We start from the raw sequence: 26,484 nt of genomic DNA on the forward strand, positions 1-26,484 counted from the left end.
TTTGCTCAGCTTCTGAATACTCGCTTTTGAAGGGCCGATCATGCCGACGAACAGCCGCGACGTAGGTCCACGTCGCAAGCCCAGCCAGGTCCGCGCGGAGCTCACCAGGGACCGCATCCTGACGGCGGCTGCTCACGTTTTCTCCGAGCACGGCTACGCCGCCGGCACCACGAACCGCATCGCCGAACGCGCGCGGGTGTCGATCGGGTCGCTGTACCAGTACTTCCCGAACAAGGACGCGATCCTGGCCGAGTTGATGATCAGGCACATCGATCGGGGCACCTGGACGCAGGCCGACGGCCTCGACTTCACGCCGGGCAGCCTGGAGTCGGTGGTGCGGGCGCTCGTGCGGGACGCGATCGACAACCACCGCGACGACCCGCGGCTGCTGCGGATCATGATCGAGGAGGGTCAGCTCTCCGAGGGCCTGCGCGACACGATCACCCGGCACGGTGCCCAACGCATCGCCCAGGTTCGTGAGGTGTTCGCCCGCCACCCCGACGTCCGGGTGCGGGATCTGGACACGGCGGTCGAGCTCGTCGTGTTCACGGTGGAGCTGAACACGCACCGGCTGGCGGCGCTGCACCGCGACGTCGAGACGGTCGAGACCGAGCTCGTCGCGATGGTGACTCGCTACCTCAGCAGGTGACCCGAGCTGTGACGATCCCACATTGGTCGGATCTGTGCCGGAAAATCCCGGTACAAGCTGGGCGATCCGCTTCTTGACGGCCGTGAGACATCGGATGTTCACTGAGGGCCCCGTTCACCTTCTTCCTGCTTCGGAAGGTGCTAGATGAGGTTGTTCCGTCTCTTGCCCACCGCCGTGCTCGTAGGCGCCTCACTCACCATCTCTCCCGCCCTCGCCGCTCCGGGCGACGCCGCGTTCTCGAACTCCGCGGGCCGTCTGGACGTCGACTACGCCAGTTACCTGTCCAAGCACGACGTCGTCTACAACCGCCCCAACTCGAACCCGAACTACGGTCTGACCGTCGGCAACGGCCGCACCGGCGCCATGGTGTGGCAGTCCGGTGGCCTGAACATGCAGGTGTCCAACGTGGACGCCTCGCAGCAGACGGCGTTCGGGGCCGGCATCGTCAACCTCGCCACCACCCCGGCGATGGACGCGAGCTACAGCACCTACCAGCAACGGCTGTCGCTCTACGACGGCACGTTGACCACGAAGTACGACAACAACCGCACCGTCACCATCATGGGGCAGCCCAACTCCGAGGTGATGGGCATCCACGTGGAGGACAGCCGCAGCGGCGTCAGCGCCGTGACGCTGGAGCTGTCGTTGTGGGACGTCGCGAACCTCGGCAACAGCGGTGACGTGCCGGACATGAACACCTGGCGCACGGTCAGCAGCTACGCCGACTCGACCGGTGCCGGGATCAGCCGCGGGCAGACCGACGCGCAACGCTTCGGCTACACGCTCGCCGCGACCGTGGAGGGCGCGAGCTACAACGCCTCAGTCGTGAACAACAGCCGGGTCCGGCTGTCGATCACGCCGTCGTCGAGTTACACGGTGTGGTTCACCGTCTCCACGAGGCTCAACGCGCCGAACAACAACTCGATCGCCCAGGCCCGCACGGCGCTCAACGCCGTGAAGGCCACCGGGTACAACACGACGTACAACAACTACCGCAACTGGTGGCACGGTTTCTGGAACAAGTCGTTCGTGCAGTACGGCGGCGTGAACGGCGAGGCCGACTACCTGGAGAACGTCTACTACCTCTCGACGTACCTGATCGCGGCCGGCGGGTACGGCAACTACCCGTTCCACTTCATCAACGGCGTGTTCCGCGCGACCGGGGACAGCACGAAGTGGAGCAACGCGTACTGGTACTGGAACCAGCGCGACGTCTACAACTCGTTCCTCGCGTCGAACCACGTCGACCTGATGAACACCTTCAACAACCTCTACAGCCGCAACTACAGCGCGCTCAAGGCCTACACGCAGACGCGGTACGGCATAGACGCGTTGTGGGTGCCCGAGACGATGGGCTGGGACGGCAACGCGCGCGGCACCGTCAACAGCGACTTCACCAAGAACGTGCTGTCGACCGGCTACGAGGCCGCGTTCAACATGTACCTGCAGTACCGCTACACCAACGACGCCAACTACCTGCGCACCGTGGCGTACCCGTACATCCGCGAGGTCGCCAAGTTCTACTCGCGCACGCTGTCGGTCGATGCCAACGGCCAGTACTACATGGCCAACTCGCACGCGCACGAGACGTATTGGAACGTGCGCAACGCGATCACCGACCTGGCGGCCGTGCGGAGCCTGTTCCCGATCGCGTTGCAGGTGTCGCAGCAGCTCGGTCTGGACGCGAACCTGCGGTCGGAGTGGCAGCAGATCCTCAACAACCTGGTCCCCTACCCGCAGCAGAATGGTGCGTACCTGGCTCACCAGCCGCCGTTGGCGCAGACCCGCAACGGCGAGAACGTGGCGGCGGAGCTGATCTGGCCGTACAACATCACCGGCATCGGGTTCCCGGACTACCAGACCGCGCTGAACACGTGGAACACCAGGCCTTTCCCGTACGGCAACGTGTGGGCGAACGACGCCGTGCAGGCCGCCCGGCTCGGGCTCGGTGACCAGACGTTCAGCGGCATGAAGCGGATGTTGCAGCAGTACCAGAACTACCCCAACGGGTTCACCAACAACACCAACGGTGTCTTCGAGTACCACGGTGTGCACCTGTCCGCGATGAACGAGGCGTTGCTCCAGTCGTACAACGACAAGATCCGGGTGTTCCCGGCGGCGCCGACCAGTTCGTCGTTCGTCGGCAAGTTCACGCTGCTGGCGAAGAACGGGTTCCTGGTCAGTTCCGAGCGCGAGGCGAACGAGACCAAGTACGTCGGGCTGCGCAGTCAGTGGGGTGCGACGGCGCAGGTCGTGAACCCGTGGGGCACGCAGCAGGTCCGCGTCCGGCGCACGTCGGACAACGCCGTGGTGCTGACCACCTCGGCCGCGGAGTTCCAGTTCGCCACGGCGACGGGCGGCACGTACGTCGTCGAGCGGACGGCCAAGCCGCTCACCTCCTACGCCACCACCCGGCTGACCGGCAGCCAGAACCAGGTCGCGAAGTCGTTGAGCGGCACCGCGTCCACGCTCGGGCTCAACGCGACCGGCGGTGGCCTGATCAACAACACCGAGGGCAGCTACGACAACAACTGGCACCTGACCACGAACCGCGGCTACGGCGACTACAACAACGACACGCACCACTCGACGACCGTCAACGCCGCGGCCACGTACACGTTCACCGGCACGGGGATCGAGTACATCTCCGAACGCAACGGGGACATGGGCACGGTCGACGTCTACCTGGACAACGTCTTCCAGGCCACAGTGGACCTCCGGGTCACGGGGACGAGGCAGGTGCAACAGGTGGTGTGGCAGAAGTCCGGCCTCACCAGAGCCCAGCACACCATCCGAATAGTCAACCGCAGCACGTCGGTCGGCATGATCGACGCCTACCGGATCACCCCGTGAGCACGGCGTTGAGCCCGCTCGCCTGAGTGCGCCAGTCCCGCTGGTTCGGGGTTCCCCCGGACCAGCGCTGGCCGATGCGGTTCAGCGCGTCGCGGTCCGCCGCCCACACGGTGTCGGACTGCTGGCGTGCGAACCTCTGGTAGGCCTCGGCGTTGGTCGTTCGGTAGAGGTCGTTGAGGTAGCGCATGAAGATGCCCTTGAACTGCTTCTGGTTGTCGTCGCAGGTCGCGGCGGCGTCGCACGACTCGGTGAGCACGCCGTTGCGGGTGAGGCCGGTGATCGCCGAGTCCGCGAGCCGTGTCGCCGCGGTGAGGTACTTCGCGTCGCCGGTCGCGCGGTAGACCTCGGTGAGCCCGCCGATGCCGAGGCCCTGGTTGTAGGTCCACACCGTCTGGCCGTTGTTGCGGCAGTCCTGCGTGATCCCGTCGTTGACCAGTCCCGCTGCGTTGATCATTCCGCTCGCGAGGTACCAGTCGGCGGCCGTGCGCGCGCGTTGCAGCCACACGGTGTCGCCCGGCGTGCGGCGGTGGATCGACGCCGTCAGCCTGACGTACTGGCCGTTCGTGACGGCGTTCTTGTAGGTGCGTTCCCTGTCCCACCACACACCGCCGCCGCACGTGCGTGTGTCCCAGTACTGGTGCACGTACGCGGCGATGGTGGTGGCCATCGTCAGGTAACGCCGGTCTTGGGTGTGGTCGTACGCCGCCACCCAGGCAAGACCCCACCACGCGCTGTCGTCGATGGACCGGCTGATGAAGTCGCCCTCGATCGGGTCCGTGCTGCGCTGCCCCGCCGCGAACGGCACCCGGTTGACGTCGAACGTCCGCGCGATCAGCCAGTCGTAGTCGCGGATCCCGGAGTCCATGACGGCCGTGAGCGTCGTCGCCGAGTTCCACCAGCTCGACCGCCACCACGCCGTGTACGGCTCGTAGTCGTAGACGAGCGCATCCGCGGCCGCGCGCGCACGACTCGGCGTGGGCCGTGCCCACGCCGTGCAGCTGCCTTCCTGGTGGGCCGCTTCCCTGCCGCACGCCCGGACGGCTCCGCCGTAGTGGCGGCCGCGCGGGTCGCGGGTGGCGAACATGGTGGTGCGCGTGGTGGTCGCGCCGGCCGGTGTCGCGGTGCGGCCCAGCGACGATCCGCCGGGCCAGCTCACGCCGGCGTCCCAGGAGCGGTCGAGCCACACCTCGTCGCCCGGCCCGCCTGCCTCGATGCTCGCGAACGCCATGCCGTTGGCATCGGTGTGCAGGCGGATCGTGCGGCCGTACAGCGTGGTGGGCGGCACGGGTTGTGCCGGAGTGACGGCCTGGGACGCGTTGGTGCGGTCGCACAGAACGTCGCACACGGTCGGGTAGATCCAGTCGGTGCAGGTCACGGCCCTGGCGTCGCCGCACGCGCGGATCAGCCCGCGGCGGTGCCGGCCGGGGTCGGTGACGTTGTACATGAGGGTTCTGGTGCCGGTCCAGGTGCCGGGGATGCTCGCCCGGCCGAGCAGGCCTTCCCAGGTGGCGCCGCCGTCGAAGGAGCGGTCGAGCCAGACCGAGTCGCCGGTGACACCGTTGTCGATGCTCGCCCAGGCCATGCCGTCGGGGTCGGAGGCGTGCAGGACGAGGCGGCGGCCGTTGATCAGGCGTTCAGGCACCGGGAAGGTCTCCTGCTTGGCCCGGGAGGGGTCGAGGGTGTCGCAGGAGAGAGCGCACACGGCCGCGGCGGCGACCAGAGGGGTCGCGGAGGGCGATGGGGCGGTCGAGGGCGGGGCGGTTGGGCTGCCGGGCGGGGCGGCGGTCTGGCTCGGTGGCGGCGGTGCGGCCGGCGCCAGAACCATCAGCAGGGCCACCAGGAAGTGCAGCAAACCGACCACCCCCGACGTCGCGGACGATCCGTGAGAACGCTCTCATGGTCTTGGATCCGGCACCGTCCGGTCAACCGGCAGAAAAACTCAGGGCAACCCCGCCGGCTCCCGGCCGCATTGATAGGGGTGAGGGCACCTGTCGGGGTGCCACTGACGTTCGGGGTTCGGGCAGTGCGCACAGGACTGGTGATCGCGGTGACCGTCTTCGTGCTGGCCGCCGCGGGTCTAGCCCTCGCCGCGCTCACCCTCACCGGCGTCGAGCGTCCTCCAGAGCAGCGGCCGACCGTGATCAGGACCGACGACATGAAGACCCGATGACGCCGGGCTGGGAGGCCGAGTTCACCCGGCTCTACGACCGGTGTCAGGAGTCGATGCGCTTCACGGCGTTCCTGTTGTGCGGCAACTGGCACGAGGCGGAGGACGTGCTGCAGGCGGCGTTCCTCAAGCTGTACCTGGTGGGGCCGAAGCTCGCCGACCACAGCGGGATCGAGGGGTATCTCCAGCAGATCGTGGTGCGGACGTTCCTCGCCGAGCGCCGCAAGGTGCGGTGGCGGCGGGAGAAGCTCACCGACGCGCCGCCGGAGAGTCTGGTCGCCGCACCGGACTCGGAAGACGGGCTGATCGTGTGGGCCGCGCTGACGAAGATGCCCGCGCGGCAACGGGCCGTGCTCGTGTTGCGTTACTGGCACGACCTGAGCATCGACGACGTGGCGGCCGCGCTCGGCTGTTCCACGGGCACGGTGAAGTCGCAGAGCAGCAAGGGGTTGCAGACGTTGCGGCAGCGGCTCGGGCCGGGGTTCGGGCACTCACGGCTGGAGGTGTGATGGAGCACGAGGACACGCTGCGCGCGACTTTCGCCAAGCTGCAAGGGGAAGCGGTGCCGTCGCACGCCCACGGTGCCGCGAACGTGATCCGGCGTGGGCGAGCGGTGCGGTCACGCCGGCGCACGGCCGCTGTGGTGGGCACGGCGGTCGCGACGGCCGCTGTCGCCGCGCTGGCGTTGGCGTTGCTGCCGAGTCAGCCGACCACCCCCGAGCCCGGTGCGCCGGTGCCGACCGAGACCACGACGCCCGGGGTGCTCACGACGCCAACGGACTTGCCTCCCTGACGAACCTCGCCGTCTGCCTGGGGCCGCGGAACACGTGCAGCGTCACGTCGTGGGCGCCGATCGCGTCCAGCAGCGGTTGCCGGTGCTTGCGGCGCCACGACCACACCCAGACCCAGAAGTCGCGGCTTTCGCGGGACCGCAGCAGTGCCTGCCAGGCGCAGCGCGGGAACGAGTAGTCGAGCAGGAGCACGGTGTCCGCCCGACGCAGCCGCACCTCCAGGGCGTCGTACGGGCCGAGGTCGCCGTCCATGATCCACTCGTTGGCCTCGGCGAGCTCGCCCTGGACGACCTCCCACAGCTCCAGAGGGGTAGCTTCCAGGTTGGGGCCCCAGAAGTGCTTGTCCAGTTCGACGACGGGCAGGCCGGTCGCGGCGCCGAGGGTCCTCGCCAGGGTCGACTTCCCGGCGCCGCCGCGACCGAGGATCAGCACGCGCTTCATCGTGCCGCCAGCTTCCGCAGTTCCGGCCAGTGCTCGCGGTCGGCCTGGCAGGCGTTGATCAGCGCCTGTGCCGCCGCGGTGAACGGGTCGTCGAGGTCGCAGGCGCGCACGGCCGCGAGCGCGTGGGCTCGGGTGACGAGCAGGCGTTCGGTGGCGGGATCCGCGCCTGACGGCGTCGGCCCGCACCGGTCCCAGCGCAGGTTGAGGGCCTGCAGGTGGGTCCCGCGCACGGAGGCTTGCCGATCTTCGACGCCCGTCGCGGCGCACGCCCGGTCGGCGGCCAGTGCGGCGACCTCGCGCAGCACGGGTTCGGCGGCGCGGGGGAACTCCTCCAGCAACTCCGGGGCGTTGACCTGGAGCCAGCCCGTCGGGCCGACCGTCTCGAACTGCGTCGGTGAGGAGATCACCGAGGTAGGCCACCGCGTGCGTGCCCAGTCCTCGTCGAGGCGGACGCCGGTCACCCGTTCCACGAACGCGAGGGCCGCGCCGCACAGGTCGTCGCCCTCGAAGTCGAGGCCCGCCACGAGCTCGGCGAGTTCCCGGGGTGGTTCGTCGCCGAGCACGAAGTCCATCTCGGTGAGGCGGCCGTCCTCGGCGAGCGCGAGGGTGTTGTCGAGGTTCACGTTCCAGTAGGCGGTCGTCGCGACCGTGCCGGCGGACAGGCGGGTGAGCACCTCGGGCATCGCGCCGTGCCAGCCGTTGTCGGCGGCCAGGAACACCCAGCCGCCCACCGTGCTGGCGGTGACCACCGGCAGGTCGTCGGGATAGGCGTTCACGGAGGCCTTTCCGGCCTCGGCGAGCGTGGCCGGACGCGTCAGCAGGGACGCGTCGAACCGGGCGAGCGCTTCCTCGATCGTCACGCCGCGCACCGCGGTGAGGCAGAAGGCCTCCGAGGGCAGGACCTCGGCGTTGAGCAGTGCGGCGTAGTGCGCCGCAGCGTCGGACATCGTTCCCCCAGAATCACTTCATCAGATAGGTGCCCTTGTCGAGCACCGCTTCCAGCGCGCCGCCGTCCTTGGCGGTGAACCTGCCGTGTGCCAGCGGAACCCCGATGGCGGCAGCCAGCACCACGAGCTTGACGTCGACCAGCGCCTCGATCGCCGTGCGCAGATCTTCCGCCGCACGCCGAGCCGACGCCACCGCGCTGACGTACAACACCACGGCCACCACGACCGAAGGCCACCACAGGATGCCGATCAGCAGGTAGCCGGCGGCCCACGTGGCACGTAAAGACGCTGCCGTGTAACGATCCCACGCCAGCTGGGTCATCGCGCGTTCGTCCGAAGAGGACAGCTGCCACAAGCGCGGCCAGACGCGGATCAGCGCCACCCCGTACTGGGCGGCGATCCGCTGCTCGACCAGGCGGATCGCGTCGCCGATGCGGGTGGCGCGGGCGGGCAGGTACCGCTCGGGCACCTGGTAGCCGTCGGGCGCGGCGGCCTGGGCGCGGCGGATCCTGCGGCGCAGCAAGGGACTCATCAGCCACGTCGACACGCGGCCGTTGCCGGTCCAGGTCCGGGCGACGAAGCGGCTGAGTTCGGCGGCGAGTCCAGCGCACGCCGTCGCGACCACGGCACCGGCCGCCGCGAGCAGCGCGAGCTGGCCGTTCTGCTTGGGCACCGCGAGTTCGCCGAGGCGGCGAACGATCGCGGTGACGTCGAGCGCGCCCACCGGGTGCACCCACCACGCGAACGCCAGCACGAGCGTGAACAGCACGCCCGGCAAGGCGAGCAGGTTGATCCAGCGCTCGGCGAGTTTGGTGCCCAGGCCGGACAGCAGCTTGTCCATTCAGGAGTCCAGCCGGTGGGTGGACGGCGTCATCGGCCGGTCGTCGAGGTGGCACCAGGGCTCGGACGCGTCCTGGCCACGCCCTCGATCAGGGCAGGCGAAGCGCGGGCACGTGAACCGCTGGCCGATCGGCGCCGCGTCCCACAACGCCTGCAGCCCGGCCGCTCCGTCACCGCGGATCGCGCCGGCGTCGTCGAGCATCAGGTTGTGCAGGGCCTCGCGGGCGGGACGGCCGTCGCGGACCGCCTGGATCTCCGTCTCGAGTTCCCGCCGCCAGCCGTGCTTGTCGGCCTTCGCGCGCAACGCCGGCAGCTGGTCGCAGAACCACCCGACGGCCTGCGCGGCCTCGTCCGGGCGCGGCGGCGGTTCGGGTTCCTTCTTGGCACGGCGGAAGAACGACGGCATCTCCCCACTCCCCTCGGTGGATCACCGTATCAAGGTCCGATGTGCACGAACGGGGCCCAGCGCGCGGGGTCGTCCGGCGCGCGGGACCGCAGCGCGCGCTGGGCGGCGTGCAGGGCGAGCGCGGGCGAACGGCCGTCGAGCAGGTGCGCGTAGAACTCGTCGGCGACGACCGGGCCGTCCTCGCTGCGCATGTGCCACAACGTGCCGACGACGTGCGAGAAACCGTGCAGGTGCAACGCGGCGGCCGGGTGCAACGCCTCGTCGAGGTTGTCCGAGTCCGGCACGGCGGTGACGCACGCGGACAGGAACGCCAGCTCGTTCGCGCCCGTCTCGATCCCGGCGAGTTCGTCCAGCCCGAGGCTCCCGTCGTGCAGCACGAGGCCGTTCATGTCGCCGTGGCAGGCGAAATGCGCCCACGTGCTGCCAGGCAACGCGGCTTTGGTGGCGGCGACGGTGGCAGCGCTCTCCGCGAGCCGTGCGGCACCGGGCACCCGTGCGGCGATCAGCTCGGCTTCCTCGTCGGCGTGCGGCAGCGGTGCCCACGTCGTGCCCGGCGGTGTGGCCCGCACAGAGGCGATCAGCACGGTCGGCTCGGCGACCGGCCGGTGACCGCGCCGCGCGTCCAGCAACGACCACAGGCTCGGCGTGTACGACGAGACGACGCGGTCCAGCACGGAATCACCGTCGCGGCCCGCCACGTGCAACGGCACCGGCGTCAACGCGCCGGTCGGGCACCACCAGATCCGCCGGTCCTGCCCGAGGTGCGGTTCGACGGCGGCCAGCACGGGCGCGGCGACGGCGTCCCACAGCCGGGGTGCGATGAACCGGGCGTTCATCCGCCTCGTCTGGGCATCGAGCAGGCCTTCCGCCCACGCCCGTGCGTCCCCTTCGGTCAGGTCCGGCAGCGGCACGTGCACCGGAGCACCTCCGGCGAGCACGATGATCGCGTCGCACCGTTCGGCGCCGGCGTTGACCAGCACTACCGGGCCGTCCGCCGCCGCCTCGCGCAGGTCGGCGAACCGGATCTCGTGCCCGAACGTCCGCCGCTGCGCCAGCTCGTCCCACTCGCGAGCCAGCTCGGCCCTGGTCACGGCTTGGCGATGCACGGCCAGCAGGTCATCTTCGGTGGTGGTGTCGTAGCCGGGCTGTTGCAGGGCGGCGCTGATCTCGGCGATGCGCTCGTCGCCGGTCGTGGTCCGCAGTTCCCGCACCTGCGCCCAGATGACCGTCCGGCTGAGTTCCAGCAGTTCCACGGCCCGTTCGACCCGTCCTGCGGCCAGGGCGAGCGTGGCGACGGTGGCGGGTGCCAGCCGTGACTGGTTCAGCACGGCCTGCCGGTCCGCCCTGCTCAGGCCGAGCGACGCGGCCCTGATGACGATCCGCAGCACCTGTTCGAAGTGCGCGAGCGCCGCGTCGGAGTCGCCGCTCTCCAACGCGCGAATGCCTTTGATCGCCGCCGCGAGGTGCGCGAGCTGCCACGGCGGATCCGGCAACGCGTCCACTCTTTCGAACGCGTCGAGCAGGTCCGGCGACTCGAAGTCGTCGAGGTGGCCCAGCGCGGTGAGGCGGTGGTCGAGCACGTCCGAGCGGTCCTCGCCCGGCTCAGCGAGCCTGCGTCCGGTGAGCGCGACGACCTCGTGCAGGTCTGCCGGGTCCTGGTCGCGTTCGAAGCGGACCACCAGTGCACCGGCGAGCCTCATCTCCTCCGCCTCGCCGAGCCCGCGCAGCACCGTGATCGCCTCGTCGAGGTCGGTCGACATCAACAGGATCGCGCGCATGAGGCGTGCCTCGTCAGGCGTTGTTCGCGCGGCTTTGCCGACGAGTTCGTGCGCGCGGGCGGTGTCTTCAGGCGTGTCCCGCAGCACCAGGGCGTGCGCGAGCGTCAACGCGATCTTGGCCCGGTTCGCCTTGCGCACGGTGAAGTGCGGCCTCTTGTGCAGTCCTTCGAGCAGCCGGATCGCGACGTCGAGGTGGGCGCCGGAGTCGGTGCGGACGTGGGTGGTGATGAGCGTGTCCGCGAACTGGTAGCGGGCGTCGACGTCGTCGAGCAGCGGGGAGAGGACGTGGGTCCAGGACCGTTCTTCCAGTCCTGGCAACGACGCCATCGTGCGCAGCATCGCGTCGTCGAGCGGCTCGCCGTCGTCCAGCTTCGCGAGCTGAGCCCTGGCCAGCACGGTCATGGCCAGCTGGCTGCGGTAGGGGTAGCGGACGAACTCACGTTCCAGCCGCGCCACCTCGTCCGCGACCTCGCCGGGCTTGCCCGAGCGGATCATCCGTTGCACGACCATCAACCGGACGAGCCGGGGCACCAGGTCCAGCAGCCACGGCGCCGACACCACCAGGAACACCGCGGCCACGAGCATCGACCCGCCGATCGTCACCGTCACCGGCACGTCGGTGAAGAACCCGATCTCCAGGTATCGCTGGAGCGAGATTTCCGTTCCGGCGGTGTGGATCCAGTACGGCACCAGCACGCAGCACGGCACCAGCAAGGCGAAGAGGAGTGTCCCGAGCCCCAGGCCGAGCGGCCGGTCCCGCAGCGCGTGCCAGCCGATCCTGATGTCGCGCAGGTGCCCGCGGACGATGGAGATCGTGAACGCGGCGAGCACGAGCATCAGCACGGGGAAGGTGAAGATCACGACCGGGCCCGGCGCCACGATCCGCTGCGTCCTCCCGGTCACCGAGTCGTAGACGTAGCCGGTGTCGCCGAAGACGCTGTCCGCCGGCAGGTACGCGAGGGTGTAGCGGCGCCAGCCGATCCACGCTCCCCACGCGACCAGGGCGAGAACGACGGTGGTGATCGCGGCGAAGCGCACCCGGTTCCCCATGCGGCCCAGCTTGGCAGATCTTGAAACCACCGGTCACCGGAACGGCTTCAGAGCCGGTGGGCACCTGCCGAGACAGCTCGCCGAACAGCCACAGCGGTCTCTGCCGTGGAGAGCGAACCGCTGTCGAGCACATGACGTTCCAACGGCCCCAGGTCGGCGAACGCCTCGTGCATGCCCGTGATCGCCGAAGCGTCCGTCAACTCACCAGCCCCGCGAGCCATCCCCCGAGCCAGCGTCGTCTCCAACGAAGGCCGCAACACGACGTACGACACCGGTACATCCAGCGAACGGAACGGCGCGAGGAACCACGGCCCGATGATGCCGTCCACCATCACGTCATAACCACCGCGCGCATAAGTGGCGACGGCACCCGCGATCACGTCGATCACGACCTCGTTCTGCCGCTGCGCCTCCGGCAGAAAGGGCAACACGAACCCGGTGCGGATCGCGCGATAGAACTCGTCGGTCACCAGGTGCACCGTCGGACGACTCGCATCACTGGCGATCAGGGCCGCGACCGTCGTCTTACCGGCGCCGGGCGGCCCGGTGAGGATGACGACTTCGCCGGACAAAGGCTCAGGCCTTGCGGCCGACCGCGGCACGCCCGGTGAAGCGTTCCGGGTTGTCGTCGACGTCCTCAGGGGCGACCGGGCGCCACTCCGGGAAGTACACGACACCCGGCTCGACGATGTCGAAGCCGTCGAACAGGGCCGTGACCTGCTCCTTGGTGCGCATGGTCATCGGGTCGCGGTGCGGCGATAGAGGTCCTGGTGCGAGTCGGCCTGGCCCGGCTGGCCGTCCTGGCTCGCGTGCGACAGGACCAGATAGCTGCCGGGGGCCATGACCTCGCGGTACTTCGCGATGATCGCGGGCGGGTCGTCCTCGTCGGGGACGAAGTGAAGGACGGCCACCATCATCACCGCGACGGGCTCGTCGAAGTTCAGCAAAGCCTGCACACCGGGGCTCGCCAGCACCTCGTCGGGCCGGCGGAGGTCGGCCTGGACGACGCTCGCCAGGTCGTTGCCGCGCAGGATGTTCTCGCTGTACGCGGCGGCCACCGGGTCGTTGTCCACGTAGACGACGCGGGCGTCGGGGTCCAATGCTTGGGCCACCTCGTGCACGTTGCCGACGGTCGGGATGCCCGAGCCCAGGTCGAGGAACTGGCGGATGCCGTTGTCGATGCAGAAGCGCACGGCCCGGCGCAGGAACGCGCGGTTGGCCTGCATGATCTGGGGCAGGTCAGGCCACAGGCCGATGGCGCGTTCACCCATCTCGCGGTCCACGGCGAAGTTGTGCGCGCCGCCCAGGTAGTAGTCGTACACCCGCGCCGCGCTCGGACGGCTCAGGTCCACACCGCTGGTCTCCGCACTGCTGTCCGTCATGCCGCTCCCCCAACGCGATCGAAGCATTGATCGGCACGCTACCCCAAAGATCGGCTCCGAGCGGCCGTTGAGCCGACGCGTGCGCAGGAGGGGTACCCGAGCTGCACCTCGTTGCGCAACCGCACCGGCGCCCCGTGCCGGAACGGCAACGGCTCACCGTTCATGTCCAGCGCCAGCATCGACAGGTGGTACCGCATCTGCTCGATGGCGTGCACGTCGTAGTAGATGCCCTCATCCGACCCCTGCGCGAACGAGTAGAACACCACCCACTTCGCCTCCGGGCGCGGCCGCACCAGGTCCAGCACAGCCGACATCGGCACGCCACCCCACCGCGCCACGCCCGACCACCCCTGGATGCGGAAGTGCTGGGTGATCTGCGAGGTGCTCGGCAACGCCCGCAGCTCGTCGAGGCTCAACGAGACGGGGTTGTCCACCAGCCCGTAGACGAACAGCCGGTAGTCGCGGAAACCGTTGTCCCGCAACGCCTCGTACTCAGCGGACTCCGGCACCCGGCCGTTCGCCCAGAAGAACGGCGAGATGTCGCACTTCCCGAGCAGGTCGGCAACCGCAGCGCACCGCACGACTCACCCGGCGGGAAGACTGACTTCGGTCAACACTGAAGCAATAGAGTCAACTGCAAAGCGCCGCCGACCGGGTTCTCGGTCGACGGCACTCGCATCCCCTTCCCACGCGGCCTCGCCGCTTCAGACCCGCAGGGAAGCCTCCTGACGCGATAGGTGCTGGGCGTAGGCGCGCGGCGTGATGAACGCCGGCAGGTCCTCCCCCAACGCCGCGTCGGTGAACAACGCGCGCACGGCCTCCCCGTGTGTGAGTCCGATCAGCTCCTCGTCCAAGATCTTCTCGACCAGTTCGCGGGTGAACAGGCCCTGCCGCAGCCACTGCCACACCTGGCAGCGGGAGATCTCGGCGGTGGCCGCGTCCTCCATCAACCCGAAGAGCGCAACGGCACCGGTACCGCCCAGCCACGCGTCGAGGTAGCGCACGGCCACCGCGATGTTGTTGCGCAGCCCCGGTTCCGTGACCTCGTCACCGGCCGACGAGAAGTCCAGCAGGTCCGCCGCGGTGACCGCCACGTCCTCGCGGAGCCGGCCCAGCTGGTTCGGCCAGCCGCCCAGGACCTCGTCGAACGCGTCGCGGCACACCGGCACCAGCGCCGGGTGGGCGACCCACGAGCCGTCGAAGCCGTCGGCGGCCTCGCGTTCCTTGTCCTGCTTGACCTTCTCGACCGCGGCCGCGTTCGAGACCGGGTCCTTCGTCGGGATCGCCGCCGCCATGCCCCCGATCGCGTGCGCGCCCCGGCGGTGACAGGTGCGCACCAGGAGTTCGGTGTAGGCACGCATGAACGGCACCGTCATGGTGAGCCGGGCGCGGTCCGGGAACGGCTGGTCGCGGAACGTCTTGATGATGCTGAACAGGTAGTCCCAGCGGCCCGCGTTCAGGCCCGCGCAGTGCTCGCGCAGTTCGAACAGGATCTCGTCCATCTCGAACGCCGCGGTGATCGTCTCGATCAGCACGGTGGCCCTGATGGTGCCGCGCGGGATGCCGAGGATCTCCTGTGCCAGCAGGAAGACGTCGTTCCACAGGCGGGCTTCGAGGTGGCTCTCGAGCTTCGGCAGGTAGAAGTACGGCCGGGAGCGGCCCGCGTGCACCAGGAACAACGCGAAGTCCACGAACGCGGCGGCGACCGGGCGGCCGTCGGCCACCACGTGCTTCTCCACCAGGTGCCAGCCGCGCGGGCGGGCCACGATCGTCGCCGGGTCGTCGCCGACGGCGTAGCGCTTGCCGTTCTCGGTGAAGTCGAGGCGGCCCGTGACGGCGTCGAGCAGGTTGCGCTGCCCGCCGACGATGTTCTCCCACGTCGGCGAGGTGGCGTCCTCGAAGTCCGCGAGCCACACCTTGGCGCCGGAGTTGAGGGCGTTCACGGTCATCTTGCGCGTGGGCGGGCCGGTGATCTCGACGCGCCGGTCTTCGAGGCCCGGTGCGTACCCCACGACGGTCCAGTCGCCGTTGCGGATGTGCCTGGTGCTGTCGAGGAATCCCAGCGGGACGGGCTCGTCGCGGCGACGGCGGCGTTCGGCCAGCAGGTCGGAGCGGCGGCCGGCGAACGCCTGGTCGAGGCGGGCGATCAGGTCCAGGGCCTCGGGCGTGAGGATCTCGGGATCGTGCGCGCCGACGACCTCGATGCGGTGGCTCAGCATCAGAACTGCTCCTCCTCGGTCGAGCCCTTCAGCGCCGTGGTGCCGCTGGCCGGGTTGATCGCGGTGCTGACGAGGTCGAAGTAGCCGGTGCCGACCTCGCGCTGGTGCCGGGTCGCGGTGTAGCCGTCCACTTCGGACGCGAACTCGCGCTCCTGCAGGTCCACGTACGCGGTCATGCCGGTCTCGGCGTAGCCCTGGGCGAGCGTGAACATCGAGTGGTTGAGCGCGTGGAACCCGGCGAGCGTGATGAACTGGAACTTGTAGCCCATGTGCCCGAGCTCGCGCTGGAACTTCGCGATGGTGGCGTCGTCGAGGTGCTTGCGCCAGTTGAACGACGGCGAGCAGTTGTAGGCGAGCAGCTGGTCCGGGTACTGGGCCTTGATCGCCTCGGCGAACTCGCGGGCGACCTCCAGGTCCGGCTTCGAGGTCTCCATCCACAGCAGCTCGGCGTGCGGCGCGTAGGCCAGACCGCGGGTGATGCACGGCTCGATGCCGTTGCGCACCTGGTAGAAGCCCTCCGCCGTGCGCTCGCCGGTGATGAACGGCCGGTCGCGCTCGTCGACGTCGCTGGTGATCAGCGTGGCGGCCTGCGCGTCGGTGCGGGCGACGATCACGGACGGCACGTTCGCGATGTCGGCGGCCAGGCGGGCGGCGTTCAACGTCCGCACGTGCTGCTCGGTCGGGATCAGCACCTTGCCGCCGAGGTGGCCGCACTTCTTCTCGGACGCGAGCTGGTCCTCCCAGTGCACGCCCGCGGCGCCGGCCGCGATCATGCCCTTCATCAGCTCGAACGCGTTGAGCGTGCCGCCGAAGCCCGCCTCGGCGTCCGCGACGATCGGGGCGAGCCAGTCGACGCTGTGGTCACCCTCGGAGTGGCTGATCTGGTCGGCGCGCAGCAGGGCGTTGTTGATGCGACGCACGACCTGCGGCACCGAGTTCGCCGGGTAGAGCGACTGGTCGGGGTAGGTCTGGCCGGAGAGGTTCGCGTCGGCCGCGACCTGCCAGCCGGACAGGTAGATCGCCTTGAGACCCGCCTTGACCTGCTGCACGGCCTGGTTGCCGGTCAGCGCGCCGAGGGCGTGGACGTAGTCCTCGGTGTTGATCAGGTCCCAGAGCTTCTCGGCGCCGCGCCGGGCGAGCGTGTGCTCCTCGACGACCGTGCCGCGCAGCCGGAGCACGTCCTCCGCGCTGTAGCTGCGTTCGATGCCCTTCCACCGCGGGTCGGTGGACCATTGCTGCGCCAGCTCGTTCGCCTCGGTCATCGCACTTCTCCTTGCCAACCGCTCGTCGATCCGTTGCGAACGAACGTATGGCGGCACTGGATCCCTGGTCGAGAGCCGCAATCAGCCAAGATCTGCCAACTTTCGACCAGCATTTTGCGAACGTTGCGAAGACATTCGTTCGCTATAGTTCGCAGCCGTGGACAAGACCTTCGCAGGGCCTCGGCTGCGGCAGCTCATCGCCGACCGCGCGATGAGCCAGATCGAGGTCGCCCGGCTGCTGGAGATCTCCCCCAGCTACCTCAACCAGCTGCTGCACAACGCCCGCCCGCTCACGGTGCCGGTGCTGCTCAAGATCACCGAGGCGTTCGGCGTCGACGCGACCTTCTTCGCCCACGACGACGTCACCCGCCTGGTGGCCGAACTCCGCGAGGTCTTCTCCGACCTCGGCGTCGCCGTCCCGACCGAGCTCGCGGACTCCTCCCCCGCCGCCGCCCGGGCCGTCATCGCCCTGCACCGCCGCTACCGCGAAGCCTCCGAGCAACTCGCGCTGCTCACCGGCGACCGCGACTCCCCGCAGGCCGTCACGATGCCGCACGAGGACGCCCGCGACTTCTTCTACGAACGCCAGAACTACATCGGCGTCCTCGACGAGCCGGCCGAACGCCTCGCCCTGGAGTGCCGTCTCAGGCGCGGCGAGGTGCGCACGGTACTCACCGAACGCCTGGCGCTGCACGGAATCCGCGTCGCCCACCTGGACACGCCGGACGAACGCCACCGCTACGACCCGACGACGAGCGTGCTGCACCTGTCCGCAGGTCTGCGACCGGGCCAGCAGGCGTTCCGGATGGCCGTCCAACTCGCCTACGCCGAACACGGCGACCTGCTCACCTCACTGGCCGCCGAGGTCCGCAACCCGCAGTCCCGCACCCTCACCAGAATCGGCCTGGCCAACTACTTCGCGGCCGCGTTCATCCTGCCGTACCAGGACTTCCTGGCCACCGCCGAACGCTTCCGCTACGACGTCGAACGCCTCACCGACCACTACGGCCTGGGCTTCGAGACCATCTGCCACCGCCTCTCGACCCTGCAACGCCCACGCGCCCGCGGCGTCCCGTTCTCCCTCATCCGCATCGACCGCGCCGGCAACATGTCAAAACGCCAGTCCGCCACCGGTTTCCACTTCTCCCGCACCGGCGGCACGTGTCCACTGTGGAACATCTACGAGGCCTTCAGCGCACCGGGCCGCGTCCTGCGCCAGATCGCCGTCATGCCCGACGGCCGCGGCTACTTCTGGATCGCCCGCACCGTCACCCGCCGCCCGCACCGCTACGGCACCCCGTCCAAGACCTACGCCGTGGGCCTGGGCTGCGAACTGCGCCACGCCTCTCGCCTCGTCTACTCGGCAGGCCTGGACCTCGACGACCACGAGGCCGCCGTCCCGATCGGCCCGGGCTGCAAGACCTGCCCGCGCGTCGGCTGCGCGCAACGAGCGTTCCCCCAGGTGGGCCGAACGCTGTCGATCGATGAGAACCACAGCACGTTCACGCCCTATCCCGTGCACGAGTGAGTAGACAGAGATCATGACCGCACGGATCACCGTGTGCCGCGGCTGCTGCTGCGGCACCGAGCGCAAGCACCCCGACGTGGACCACGACCGCCAGCTCGACCTGCTGCGCGCCCGCTTGACCACCGTCAAGGTCGCCGACTGCCTGGACGCGTGCGAGGTCTCGAACGTGGTCGTCGTGCAGCCGAGCCCCGCCGCCCGCGCTGCCGGTGCCAAGCCCGTGTGGGTGGGCTCGATCCTGGACGACGAGTCGCTGCACGGCGTGGCGGACTGGGTGGACGCGGGCGGTCCCGGCGTGGCCGCACCACCGTCGTCGATCGCGGATCTGATCGTCGCAACCCCGAAGTGACCGCTACTGCGCTGTTGATCTCCTAGGACTGCCGGGCACCCACGAAGAGCTTCGCGAACACCCCGACGCACACGAGGGCGCCGAGCGCGATCACCGCCGCCGAAGACCACGTCACGCCCGCGACCACGACGAGCAGGCCGGCGAAGAACGCGGCGAGCACGCCGAGTGCCCGCACGGCGCTGCCGAACAGGAACGTGAGCACCGAGGGTCTGGTCAGCTTGGCCGCGAGTGCGGGGTCCTCGTCGAGCAGGCGCTGCTCGATCTCTTCGAGTTCACGTTGTTCACGGTCTGCCAAAGCCATGGAAAGCCTCCGTTCCAGGCCCATGGTTGCTCGGGCGGCGGCCGTGTCCAATCCGTGCTGACCCCCAATTCGCCGGTGCCCCCAGCTGGGCCGGGGGCACCGGGCGAACTCCTAGAAGTCCTCGTCGAACGCCACCGTGCCGGTCACGCCCACCTGGTAGGCGGACACGCGGCGCTCGAAGAAGTTCGAGAGCTCCTGCACGTCCTGCAGTTCCATGAACGCGAACGGGTTCTTGGAACCGTAGATCGGCTCGATGCCGAGCACCTGGAGGCGCCGGTCGGCGACGTGCTCCAGGTAGGAGCGCATGTCCGCCACCGACATGCCGGCCACGCCGCCGCCGAGCAGGTCGTCGGCGAACTGCACCTCGGCGTCGACGGCCTCGCGCAGCATCTGCCGCACCTCTTCGTACAGCGACTCGTCGAACAGGTCGGGCTCTTCGCGGCGGACGGTGTCCACGACGTCGAACGCGAACGCCATGTGCATCGACTCGTCGCGGAACACCCAGTTGGTGCCCGAGGCGAGGCCGTTCAGGAGCCCGCGCGAGCGCAGGAAGTAGACGTAAGCGAAGGCGCCGTAGAAGAACAGGCCCTCGATGCACGCCGCGAAGCAGATCAGGTTGAGCAGGAACGAGCGGCGGTCCTCGCGGGTGCGCAGCTCGGTCAGCGACGAGATCGAGTCGATCCACTTGTAGCAGAACTCGGCCTTGGCGCGGATCGACGGGATCGTCTCGACGGCGGCGAACGCGTCGGCGCGGTCGTTCTCGTCGGGCAGGTAGGTGTCGAGCAGCGTCAGGTAGAACTGGACGTGCACGGCCTCCTCGAACAGCTGCCGCGACAGGTAGAGGCGGGCCTCCGGCGCGTTGACGTGCTCGTACAGGTTCAGCACGAGGTTGTTCGCGACGATGGTGTCACCAGTCGCGAAGAACGCGACCAGGCGGTTGACGAGGTGCCGCTCGGCGTCCGACAGCTTGTTCAGGTCGGCGAGGTCCGAGTGGAGGTCGACCTCCTCGACGGTCCAGGTGTTCTTGATGGCGTCGCGGAAGCGCTCGTAGAACAGCGGGTAGCGCATCGGCCGCAGCGTGAGGTCCATGCCGGGGTCGAGCAGGGCGTTCTTGCGGGCGGTGTTGGACAGGGCGGTCACTGGCAGGCCTCACATGCTTCGGGGTTTTCGAGGGAACAGGCGAGCGCCTCGGCGTCGGCGACAGCGGCGGGGGTGGCCGGCGCGCTGGCGGGGACGGAGACGGTGGCCTGCTGGATGCGCGTCGCGGGGCGGGAGCGCAGGTAGTACGTGGTCTTCAGCCCGGCTTTCCAGGCGTAGAGGTACATCGAGGAGAGCTTGCCGATCGTCGGCGAGGCGACGAACAGGTTCAGCGACTGGCTCTGGTCGATGTACGGGCCGCGCGCGGCGGCCAGTTCGATCAACGCCTTCTGCGGCAGTTCCCAGGCGGTGCGGAACAGCTCGCGAACCTCGGCGGGCAGTTCGCCGAGACCCTGCACCGACCCCTCGTCCTGCTTGAGGCGGTTGCGGATCGCGTCCGTCCACAGGCCGCGGGACTTGAGCTCGCGCACCAGGTAGGAGTTGATCTGCAGGAACTCACCGGAGAGCGTCTCGCGCTTGAAGGTGTTGGACACCTGCGGCTCGATGCACTCGAAGCAGCCCGCGATCGAGGCGATCGTGGCCGTGGGAGCCACGGCGATCAGCAGCGAGTTGCGCAGGCCGTGCTCGGAGATCCGCTCGCGCACGGACGCCCAGCGCGCGGTCTGCGTGGGCGTGACGCCCCACAGGTCGGGCTGCAGATCTCCCTTGGCGGCACGAGTTTCCGCGAACGCCGGGTGCGCACCGGCCGAGGAGGCCAGCTCCGCCGACGACTCCAGAGCCGTCAGGTAGATCTCCTCGGCGATGCGCGTCGACAGCTCGCGCGCGGCGGGCGAGTCGAAAGCCAGGCGCAGCTTGAAGAACACGTCCTGCAGGCCCATGACACCGAGACCCACCGGGCGCCAGCGCGGGTTGGACTGCGCCGCCTGCTCGGTCGGGTAGTAGTTGATGTCGATCACGCGGTCGAGGAACACCACGGCCGTGCGGACGGTGGAACGCAGGCGCTCCCAGTCGATGTCACCGGCAGTGTCGTCGATGTGAGCGCCGAGGTTGACTGAGCCGAGGTTGCAGACCGCGGTCTCCTCGTCGCTCGTCACCTCCAGGATCTCGGTGCACAGGTTCGACAGGTGCACCACGTTCTCCGGCGACGCGGTCTGGTTGCACGTGCGGTTCGACGTGTCCTTGAACGTCATCCAGCCGTTGCCGGTCTGGGCGAGCGTGCGGATCATCCGTCCATAAAGGTCACGAGCCTTCACGGTCCGCACCGCGCGGCCGGCTTCCTCGGCGGCGCGGTAGGCGCGGTCGAACTCGTCGCCCCACAGGTCGACCAGTTCCGGCATCTCGTCCGGGTCGAACAACGACCAGTCGGCGTCCGCCTCGACGCGGCGCATGAACTCGTCGGGGATCCAGTTGGCCAGGTTGAGGTTGTGCGTGCGGCGCGCGTCCTCACCGGTGTTGTCGCGGAGCTCCAGGAACTCCTCGATGTCCGGGTGCCACGTCTCCAGGTACACGCACGCGGCGCCCTTGCGGCGGCCGCCCTGGTTCACGGCCGAGACCGACGCGTCCAAGGTGCGCAGCCACGGCACGATGCCGTTCGAGTGGCCGTTCGTGCCGCGGATCAGCGCACCCCTCGAACGCACCCGCGACCACTGCACGCCGATGCCGCCGGCGAACTTCGACAGCCGCGCGATCTGGGCGTAGCGCTCGTAGATCGACTCCAGCTGATCCTTCGGCGAGTCGAGCAGGTAGCACGAGGACATCTGGGTGTGCTGGGTGCCCGAGTTGAACAGCGTCGGCGAGCTCGGCAGGTACGCGAGCGACGACATCAGCCGGTAGAAGTCGATCGCCTCGGCCGCGGTGTGCGAGAGCCCGCACGCCACGCGCAGCAACCAGTACTGCGGCTGCTCGATCACCGATCGCTGGGACGGGTGGCGCAGCAGGTACCGGTCGTAGACGGTGCGCAGGCCGAAGTACTCGAACCGCCGGTCGCCGTCGAGGTCGATGGCGTCGTCGAGCTTGCGGGCGTTGGCGGCCACGAACTTCGCGGTCGCGTCGCCGATCAGGCCCTCGGCGTGGCCGAGGGCGATGCTCTGGCTGAAGGACTGCACGCCCTGACGGCGCACCTCCTTCTCGATGAACGCGGCCAGCAGGCCCGCGGCGAGCTTGGAGTACTCGGGTTCCTCGGCGACCAGGGCGGCCGCCGTCTGGATCGAGAGCTTGTCCAGCTCCTCCGTGGTGGCGCCGTCGTAGAGACCGCTGATCGTCTTGGTCGCGACCCTCAACGGGTCGACGTCGTGCAGACCGACCGTGCAACGCTCGACCGCGCGAACGATCTTGTTCAAGTCGACCGGTTCGAGTGAACCGTTGCGTTTTTTGACGCGCATCGTGGTGGTGACTGTGTCGACCGCCGTCACAGCTCTCTCCTCGCGAGCTCGGTGGCCACGAGAGCAGCGAGGAGTGAACGGGCGCGCGCGACCGCCACGTCCTCCCGCCCTCCCTCGGGGCCTCGGACGCCCGCACGCAGGCGCGTGCGGGATGCTGGCAGGTCTTCGGACTCACGGGCGTGCCCGGTGATCGATCACCGAGGCGCCTACCGGCCGTCGCTTCCCAGACACCCTCGTCCAGTGCTTTCTGACGGCTTTCGTTCCCGTTCACCGCTGCGGGGCAGTCCCGGATTCACACCGGGTTCCCTCTTGCGACGACCGATCTGGATGATCGGCCGAACCAGCTGCGGGACACAATACATGGGCGCGATCATGAGACACGCACCTACATGTAGTGGGCGTGTCGCCCGGTTGGACCAGTGCCTGAAACGTCCCGCCGCGCGGCTCGCGACGTGGCGGGACGACCCTGCGGTCAGCGCAGGTGGTGGGCGTTGAGGACGGTTCGTTCGGCCCCGTTGGCGGCGGCGTTCGCCGCCTGAACTCCCGAGGCTCAGCCGAGCGGCACGGGACCGCGCACGGAGGCGGAGTAGTCGTTGATCCACTTCGGGTACACCGGCGCCGGGGCGCTGATCGCGTCCAGTTCGGCGAGGTCCTTCTCCGCCAACGGGTTCTCGACGGCCGCGAGGTTGTCCCGTAGCTGCTCGACGGTGCGGGCGCCGATCGTGACGCTGGTGACCGCGGGCCGGGCGAGCAGCCACGCCAGCGCGACCTGCGGCATGCTCGTGCCGTTGCGCTCGGCCACTTCGCGGACGACGTGGACGATCGGCGCGGCGGTGGACGGGTCGACCGGCGGAATCGCCTGAGGGGCCTTCGCCCGGCGCGACCACGGGTCCGTGCTGTTGCCCTCGGCGTCGAACTTGCCGGTCAGGTACCCGGCGGCGAGCGGGCCCCAGACGGTCAGGCCGATGTTCTCGCTCTCGACCATCGGCAGGATCTCGGCCTCCAGGTCGCGCACCAGCAGCGAGTAGTGCGCCTGGAGCGCGACGAACCCGTTGAGCTGCTTGAGCGCGGAGATGCCGAGCGCCTTCGTGATCTGCCAGGCCGGGAAGTTCGCGACGCCGATGTGCCGGACCTTGCCCTGGCGCACGGCGTCGTCGAGCGCGCTCAGCGTCTCCTCCATCGGCGTGACCGAGTCGGTGTTGTGCAGCTGGAACAGGTCGATGTGGTCGGTGCGGAGCCGCCGCAGGCTCCTCTCGATGCTGCGCAGCAGGTGCACGCGGGTCGCGCCGAGGTCGTTGGGACCGGGGCCGAACCGCGCCATCGCCTTGGTCGCGATCAACACCTGGTCGCGGCGGCCTTCGAGGATCTCGCCGAGGTGGTTCTCGGACTCGCCGTCGGCGTAGACGTCCGCGGTGTCGATCAGGTTGACGCCCGCGTCGAGCGCCTCGTCGACGAGCCGGCGGGCCTGGGCCACGTCCAGCGCGCCGACCGCACCCCAGATCGGGTGGTCGGTGGCGCCACCGAACGTCATGGCGCCCAAGGACACCTCCGAGACCCAGAGTCCGGTTTTGCCCAGCGTGCGGTACTGCATCGAGCTCTCCTCACGACTTTTCGGACACCATGTCCGACATCGTGTCCGACTCTACACCCGAACGGACCAGCGCGTCGGTGTCGAGCGGTTTCGGAGGGTGAATCCTCAGGGTCGGCGGAACGCGCCGTACCACTGGTTGGCGGCGAGTTCGCGGGCCACGGCCAGGTCGGACTCGAGGCCGTTCGTGGCGACCTGGTGGGCGATCGCCCGCATCCCGCCCCACACGATGACCTCGGCGCACGTGTGCGGCACGAGGTCGGCGGACGTGCGGCCGGCCTCCTGCTCCTCCTCGAGCATGCGGGTCATGTTGTCGGCGAACCGCTGCACGGCCGCGTTCCACACGTCGCGGATCTCCGGCTCGTAGCCGGAGACCTCGACGATGGCGGCGAGCAGATGCGCGCGTTCCCGGTAGAAGGCGAAGATCTCCACCTGCGACCGCGTGATCGACTCCAGGTCCGCGGTGACGGTCCCCGGTGCCTCGAACGCGGCCCGGCCGAGGTTCTCGGTGATCCGCCGCATGACGTCGGTCTTGTCGCGGAAGTACAGGTAGAACGTCGACCGCGCGATGCCGGCCGCGTCCGCGATGCGCTGCACACCGAGTTCGGTGAAGGCGGTGCCGTCGCGCAGCAGCCGTTCGGTCGCGCCCAGCACGGCGGCCTCTACCTCGGCCTGACGTTCGGCCTTTTTGGACGGTCGGCGGGTGATGGAAGCCACGGACCCGATCGTAGCCAGCTGCTCAGCGGGTGCTCACGGGCACGGCACGACGGCGAACACCGTCTTGCCCCCGCCGGGACGCAGGCTGGTGCCCCACTTGCTGGTCGTGCTCTCGACCATCACCATGCCGCGACCGCGGTTCTCCCCCAGCCGCGAGTGGCCGTAGACCGGCTGCGTCGACGACTCGTCGTCCACCTCGACGGTGACGACGCACGGATCACCGGCGCGGAACAGCCGCAGGGTGCCGCTGCCGGTCGTGTGGTCGAGGACGTTGCTCACCAGTTCCGTGACGACGAGCTGCACGTCGTAGAGGTGGTCCTCGCCCAGGTCGGGTAGCAGAGCGCCGAGCTCGTGACGCAATCCGGACAGCACGACGTCGCGCGGGACGTGCAGGTCCACGACCAGGCGCTGGGCCTGGTCACCGGCAAAGGTCACGTGCGTTCGCGCCTCTCACAACTGTCGCGTACTGCGTTCGACGATAGCCGTAGCCCGAACTCGGGCGTGTCAAACCTCGTTTCGCCGACGATTTCGGCGATCGAGGTAGGCGCCCAGACCGCCGAGCTCCTCGCTGGCGATGAACACCGACCGCACGTGGATCAGCACCTCCTCCACGTGGGCCGCGCAGCCCCAGGCCGCGTCACCCCACGAGTCGGCCACCTTGATCTCCGCCGGGGCCGCACAGGCGTCCCGTCCGCCCAGCTCACAGCGTTCCGGGTGCGGGCTCCGGGACTGGGCCACCGCCGCCTCCCTCATCCGGTCCGCGCGTTCGGCGGCTTCGGCGTGATGGCGCTCGATCGCCAGGGCGGCCGTGTCGGCGAAGATCTGGATCAACGCGCGGTCGGTGTCCTTCGGGGTGCGCGGCGTGCGGTGGTACATCGCGAACGTGCCCAGCAGGGTGCCGTCGCCCGCCAGGATCGGGGTGGACCAGCAAGCCCTCAGGTCCGCCTGCTCGGCCAGGTGGCGGAAGTCGGTCCAGAGCGGGTCGGTGGCGATGTCCGCGGTGATGACGGGCTCACGCCGGTGGGCCGCCGTGCCGCACGAGCCGATGCCCTCGCCGGTGGCGATGCCGTCGATCGCCTCGTTGTAGAAGTCCGGGAGGCTGGGGGCGGCGCCGTGCCGCAGCGTGCCGTCCGGGGCGGCGAGCAGGACCGAGGCGACCAGTTCCCTCGGCGCGAGGTCCTCGATGCAGCGGGTCATGCCGTCGAGGACGTCGGCCAGGGGTGCCTGGCGGGCGATCTGCACCAGCAGTGCGCGGTGGTCGGCCATCAGCCGTTGCGCGTTCCTGACCTGGGTGGTCTCCACGCCGATCACGCGGACACCGGTCAGGTCGGCCCGGGGCTCGCAGGTCAGGTCGAAGAACGCCTCGCGCTCGTCCTCACCGGTGCCCACGACCACCCTGACGTCGTGGTCCGTGCGGGACTCGCCCGTGCGGCGGACGTCGTCGAGCAGATCGGCGAGCGAGCCGCCGTCGCCGAACAACGTGGTGAAGGACTCGTTGGCCGTCTCGATCTCGTGCGACGGGCCGGTGAAGGCCGCGAAGACGGTGGTGGACTGCCCGAACAAGGCGCGCAGGTCGTAACCCCGCAGGCCGGACGCACTCACAGCGGTGCCCTCTCGCCGTGCGTCACCAGCACGCTGCTGAACCTGGACGCGCTCTGCTGCGCCCGCTCCCCGGCGGGCGCGCACATCCTAAGCGCCACCGGCTCGCCTCCGGAAGGCGGCCATCCGGCGTCCACAGTA

Annotated in this window: 25 protein-coding genes, 1 pseudogene and 1 riboswitch; of the genes and pseudogenes, 8 read left to right on the top strand and 18 right to left on the bottom strand. The window is 69.4% G+C overall.

Annotated elements, in window-relative coordinates; translation table 11 throughout:
• The first annotated feature begins 40 nt into the window (after positions 1-40).
• Positions 41-649, top strand: coding sequence for a TetR/AcrR family transcriptional regulator (locus tag JNUCC0626_RS10375; RefSeq protein WP_394619478.1), 609 nt, complete (start codon positions 41-43; stop codon positions 647-649).
• Between the two features lie 144 nt (positions 650-793).
• Positions 794-3,502: a glycosyl hydrolase family 95 catalytic domain-containing protein gene (locus JNUCC0626_RS10380; RefSeq protein ID WP_394619479.1), complete on the top strand. Its 2,709-nt coding sequence runs from the start codon at positions 794-796 to the stop codon at positions 3,500-3,502.
• Here JNUCC0626_RS10380 and JNUCC0626_RS10385 read toward each other — a convergent pair.
• Entirely contained in the window at positions 3,492-5,144 is a 1,653-nt protein-coding gene (locus JNUCC0626_RS10385) for a glycoside hydrolase family 76 protein (RefSeq protein ID WP_394619480.1), read from the bottom strand. The genes JNUCC0626_RS10380 and JNUCC0626_RS10385 overlap by 11 nt on opposite strands.
• Positions 5,145-5,181: 37 nt before the next feature.
• Here JNUCC0626_RS10385 and JNUCC0626_RS10390 point away from each other — a divergent pair, with 37 nt between their 5' ends.
• The 4 genes from JNUCC0626_RS10390 to JNUCC0626_RS10405 all read left to right on the top strand — a co-directional run bounded on the left by JNUCC0626_RS10390 (position 5,182) and on the right by JNUCC0626_RS10405 (position 6,462).
• Entirely contained in the window at positions 5,182-5,388 is a 207-nt protein-coding gene (locus JNUCC0626_RS10390) for a hypothetical protein (RefSeq protein ID WP_394619481.1), read from the top strand.
• A gap of 137 nt (positions 5,389-5,525) precedes the next feature.
• Positions 5,526-5,672, top strand: coding sequence for a hypothetical protein (locus JNUCC0626_RS10395; RefSeq protein ID WP_394619482.1), 147 nt, complete (start codon positions 5,526-5,528; stop codon positions 5,670-5,672).
• Positions 5,669-6,178: a SigE family RNA polymerase sigma factor gene (locus JNUCC0626_RS10400; RefSeq protein ID WP_394619483.1), complete on the top strand. Its 510-nt coding sequence runs from the start codon at positions 5,669-5,671 to the stop codon at positions 6,176-6,178. The genes JNUCC0626_RS10395 and JNUCC0626_RS10400 overlap by 4 nt, the downstream gene beginning before the upstream one ends.
• A complete protein-coding gene (locus JNUCC0626_RS10405; protein ID WP_394619484.1) occupies positions 6,178-6,462 on the top strand; it encodes a hypothetical protein in 285 nt (94 codons plus the stop codon). Before JNUCC0626_RS10400 ends, JNUCC0626_RS10405 begins: the two co-directional genes overlap by 1 nt.
• On the opposite strand, the gene JNUCC0626_RS10410 is transcribed toward JNUCC0626_RS10405, so the two are convergent.
• The 10 genes and pseudogenes from JNUCC0626_RS10410 to aceA all read right to left on the bottom strand — a co-directional run bounded on the left by JNUCC0626_RS10410 (position 6,434) and on the right by aceA (position 16,785).
• A complete protein-coding gene (locus JNUCC0626_RS10410; protein WP_394619485.1) occupies positions 6,434-6,901 on the bottom strand; it encodes a hypothetical protein in 468 nt (155 codons plus the stop codon). The genes JNUCC0626_RS10405 and JNUCC0626_RS10410 overlap by 29 nt on opposite strands.
• Complete coding sequence (locus tag JNUCC0626_RS10415) at positions 6,898-7,848, bottom strand: DUF6461 domain-containing protein (protein WP_394619486.1); 951 nt, start codon at positions 7,846-7,848, stop codon at positions 6,898-6,900. Before JNUCC0626_RS10415 ends, JNUCC0626_RS10410 begins: the two co-directional genes overlap by 4 nt.
• Before the next feature lie 13 nt (positions 7,849-7,861).
• Positions 7,862-8,689 (bottom strand): hypothetical protein, encoded by an 828-nt coding sequence (locus JNUCC0626_RS10420; protein ID WP_394619487.1) that lies wholly within the window; start codon positions 8,687-8,689, stop codon positions 7,862-7,864.
• The gene (locus JNUCC0626_RS10425) at positions 8,690-9,094 is read right to left on the bottom strand and encodes a hypothetical protein (RefSeq protein WP_394619488.1); all 405 of its coding nucleotides are present in this window, start codon (positions 9,092-9,094) and stop codon (positions 8,690-8,692) included.
• A 29-nt stretch (positions 9,095-9,123) separates the two neighbouring features.
• Entirely contained in the window at positions 9,124-11,922 is a 2,799-nt protein-coding gene (locus JNUCC0626_RS10430) for a CHAT domain-containing protein (protein ID WP_394619489.1), read from the bottom strand.
• Positions 11,923-11,969: 47 nt separating this feature from the next.
• Positions 11,970-12,494, bottom strand: a complete 525-nt coding sequence (locus tag JNUCC0626_RS10435) for an AAA family ATPase (RefSeq protein WP_394619490.1) — start codon at positions 12,492-12,494, stop codon at positions 11,970-11,972.
• Positions 12,495-12,498: 4 nt separating this feature from the next.
• A pseudogene (locus tag JNUCC0626_RS10440) lies at positions 12,499-13,331 on the bottom strand (SAM-dependent methyltransferase).
• An 11-nt stretch (positions 13,332-13,342) separates the two neighbouring features.
• Positions 13,343-13,885, bottom strand: a complete 543-nt coding sequence (locus tag JNUCC0626_RS10445) for a molybdopterin-dependent oxidoreductase (protein ID WP_394619491.1) — start codon at positions 13,883-13,885, stop codon at positions 13,343-13,345.
• A 123-nt stretch (positions 13,886-14,008) separates the two neighbouring features.
• A complete protein-coding gene (gene aceB / locus JNUCC0626_RS10450) occupies positions 14,009-15,523 on the bottom strand; it encodes a malate synthase A (RefSeq protein ID WP_394619492.1) in 1,515 nt (504 codons plus the stop codon).
• Entirely contained in the window at positions 15,523-16,785 is a 1,263-nt protein-coding gene (gene aceA, locus JNUCC0626_RS10455; RefSeq protein ID WP_394619493.1) for an isocitrate lyase, read from the bottom strand. The genes aceB and aceA overlap by 1 nt, the downstream gene beginning before the upstream one ends.
• Before the next feature lie 157 nt (positions 16,786-16,942).
• Between aceA and JNUCC0626_RS10460 the strand changes: the two genes are divergently transcribed.
• Both JNUCC0626_RS10460 and JNUCC0626_RS10465 read left to right on the top strand, forming a co-directional pair.
• Positions 16,943-18,313 carry a short-chain fatty acyl-CoA regulator family protein gene (locus JNUCC0626_RS10460; RefSeq protein WP_394619494.1) on the top strand — a complete coding sequence of 457 codons (1,371 nt, stop codon included), beginning with the start codon at positions 16,943-16,945 and terminating at the stop codon, positions 18,311-18,313.
• A 13-nt stretch (positions 18,314-18,326) separates the two neighbouring features.
• Positions 18,327-18,659 carry a hypothetical protein gene (locus tag JNUCC0626_RS10465; RefSeq protein ID WP_394619495.1) on the top strand — a complete coding sequence of 111 codons (333 nt, stop codon included), beginning with the start codon at positions 18,327-18,329 and terminating at the stop codon, positions 18,657-18,659.
• Between the two features lie 22 nt (positions 18,660-18,681).
• On the opposite strand, the gene JNUCC0626_RS10470 is transcribed toward JNUCC0626_RS10465, so the two are convergent.
• From JNUCC0626_RS10470 to JNUCC0626_RS10500, 7 genes are all read right to left on the bottom strand, one after another.
• Positions 18,682-18,960, bottom strand: a complete 279-nt coding sequence (locus JNUCC0626_RS10470; protein ID WP_394619496.1) for a DUF3040 domain-containing protein — start codon at positions 18,958-18,960, stop codon at positions 18,682-18,684.
• Positions 18,961-19,071: 111 nt separating this feature from the next.
• Entirely contained in the window at positions 19,072-20,100 is a 1,029-nt protein-coding gene (locus JNUCC0626_RS10475; protein ID WP_394619497.1) for a ribonucleotide-diphosphate reductase subunit beta, read from the bottom strand.
• Positions 20,097-22,469, bottom strand: a complete 2,373-nt coding sequence (locus tag JNUCC0626_RS10480) for a ribonucleoside-diphosphate reductase subunit alpha (RefSeq protein ID WP_394619498.1) — start codon at positions 22,467-22,469, stop codon at positions 20,097-20,099. Before JNUCC0626_RS10480 ends, JNUCC0626_RS10475 begins: the two co-directional genes overlap by 4 nt.
• Positions 22,470-22,578: 109 nt before the next feature.
• Positions 22,579-22,799, bottom strand: a riboswitch (cobalamin riboswitch).
• Positions 22,800-22,989: 190 nt separating this feature from the next.
• Entirely contained in the window at positions 22,990-24,030 is a 1,041-nt protein-coding gene (locus JNUCC0626_RS10485; RefSeq protein ID WP_394619499.1) for an aldo/keto reductase, read from the bottom strand.
• A gap of 105 nt (positions 24,031-24,135) precedes the next feature.
• Positions 24,136-24,744: a TetR/AcrR family transcriptional regulator gene (locus JNUCC0626_RS10490; RefSeq protein ID WP_394619500.1), complete on the bottom strand. Its 609-nt coding sequence runs from the start codon at positions 24,742-24,744 to the stop codon at positions 24,136-24,138.
• A gap of 33 nt (positions 24,745-24,777) precedes the next feature.
• Positions 24,778-25,179, bottom strand: coding sequence for an ATP-binding protein (locus JNUCC0626_RS10495; protein WP_394619501.1), 402 nt, complete (start codon positions 25,177-25,179; stop codon positions 24,778-24,780).
• A gap of 69 nt (positions 25,180-25,248) precedes the next feature.
• Complete coding sequence (locus JNUCC0626_RS10500) at positions 25,249-26,346, bottom strand: GAF domain-containing protein (protein ID WP_394619502.1); 1,098 nt, start codon at positions 26,344-26,346, stop codon at positions 25,249-25,251.
• Positions 26,347-26,484: the final 138 nt, after the last annotated feature.

This window comes from Lentzea sp. JNUCC 0626, assembly GCF_043632865.1.
GTDB lineage: Bacteria > Actinomycetota > Actinomycetes > Mycobacteriales > Pseudonocardiaceae > Lentzea.

Coding starts and splice junctions, on each gene's coding strand:
- JNUCC0626_RS10380 (WP_394619479.1), top strand. CDS start 794: ATGAGGTTGTTCCGTCTCTTGCCCACCGCCGTGCTCGTAGGCGCCTCA.
- JNUCC0626_RS10485 (WP_394619499.1), bottom strand. CDS start 24,030: ATGCAGTACCGCACGCTGGGCAAAACCGGACTCTGGGTCTCGGAGGTG.
- JNUCC0626_RS10410 (WP_394619485.1), bottom strand. CDS start 6,901: ATGAAGCGCGTGCTGATCCTCGGTCGCGGCGGCGCCGGGAAGTCGACC.
- JNUCC0626_RS10405 (WP_394619484.1), top strand. CDS start 6,178: ATGGAGCACGAGGACACGCTGCGCGCGACTTTCGCCAAGCTGCAAGGG.
- JNUCC0626_RS10400 (WP_394619483.1), top strand. CDS start 5,669: ATGACGCCGGGCTGGGAGGCCGAGTTCACCCGGCTCTACGACCGGTGT.
- aceB (WP_394619492.1), bottom strand. CDS start 15,523: ATGCTGAGCCACCGCATCGAGGTCGTCGGCGCGCACGATCCCGAGATC.
- JNUCC0626_RS10425 (WP_394619488.1), bottom strand. CDS start 9,094: ATGCCGTCGTTCTTCCGCCGTGCCAAGAAGGAACCCGAACCGCCGCCG.
- JNUCC0626_RS10420 (WP_394619487.1), bottom strand. CDS start 8,689: ATGGACAAGCTGCTGTCCGGCCTGGGCACCAAACTCGCCGAGCGCTGG.
- JNUCC0626_RS10465 (WP_394619495.1), top strand. CDS start 18,327: ATGACCGCACGGATCACCGTGTGCCGCGGCTGCTGCTGCGGCACCGAG.
- JNUCC0626_RS10430 (WP_394619489.1), bottom strand. CDS start 11,922: ATGGGGAACCGGGTGCGCTTCGCCGCGATCACCACCGTCGTTCTCGCC.
- JNUCC0626_RS10375 (WP_394619478.1), top strand. CDS start 41: ATGCCGACGAACAGCCGCGACGTAGGTCCACGTCGCAAGCCCAGCCAG.
- JNUCC0626_RS10470 (WP_394619496.1), bottom strand. CDS start 18,960: ATGGCTTTGGCAGACCGTGAACAACGTGAACTCGAAGAGATCGAGCAG.
- JNUCC0626_RS10415 (WP_394619486.1), bottom strand. CDS start 7,848: ATGTCCGACGCTGCGGCGCACTACGCCGCACTGCTCAACGCCGAGGTC.
- aceA (WP_394619493.1), bottom strand. CDS start 16,785: ATGACCGAGGCGAACGAGCTGGCGCAGCAATGGTCCACCGACCCGCGG.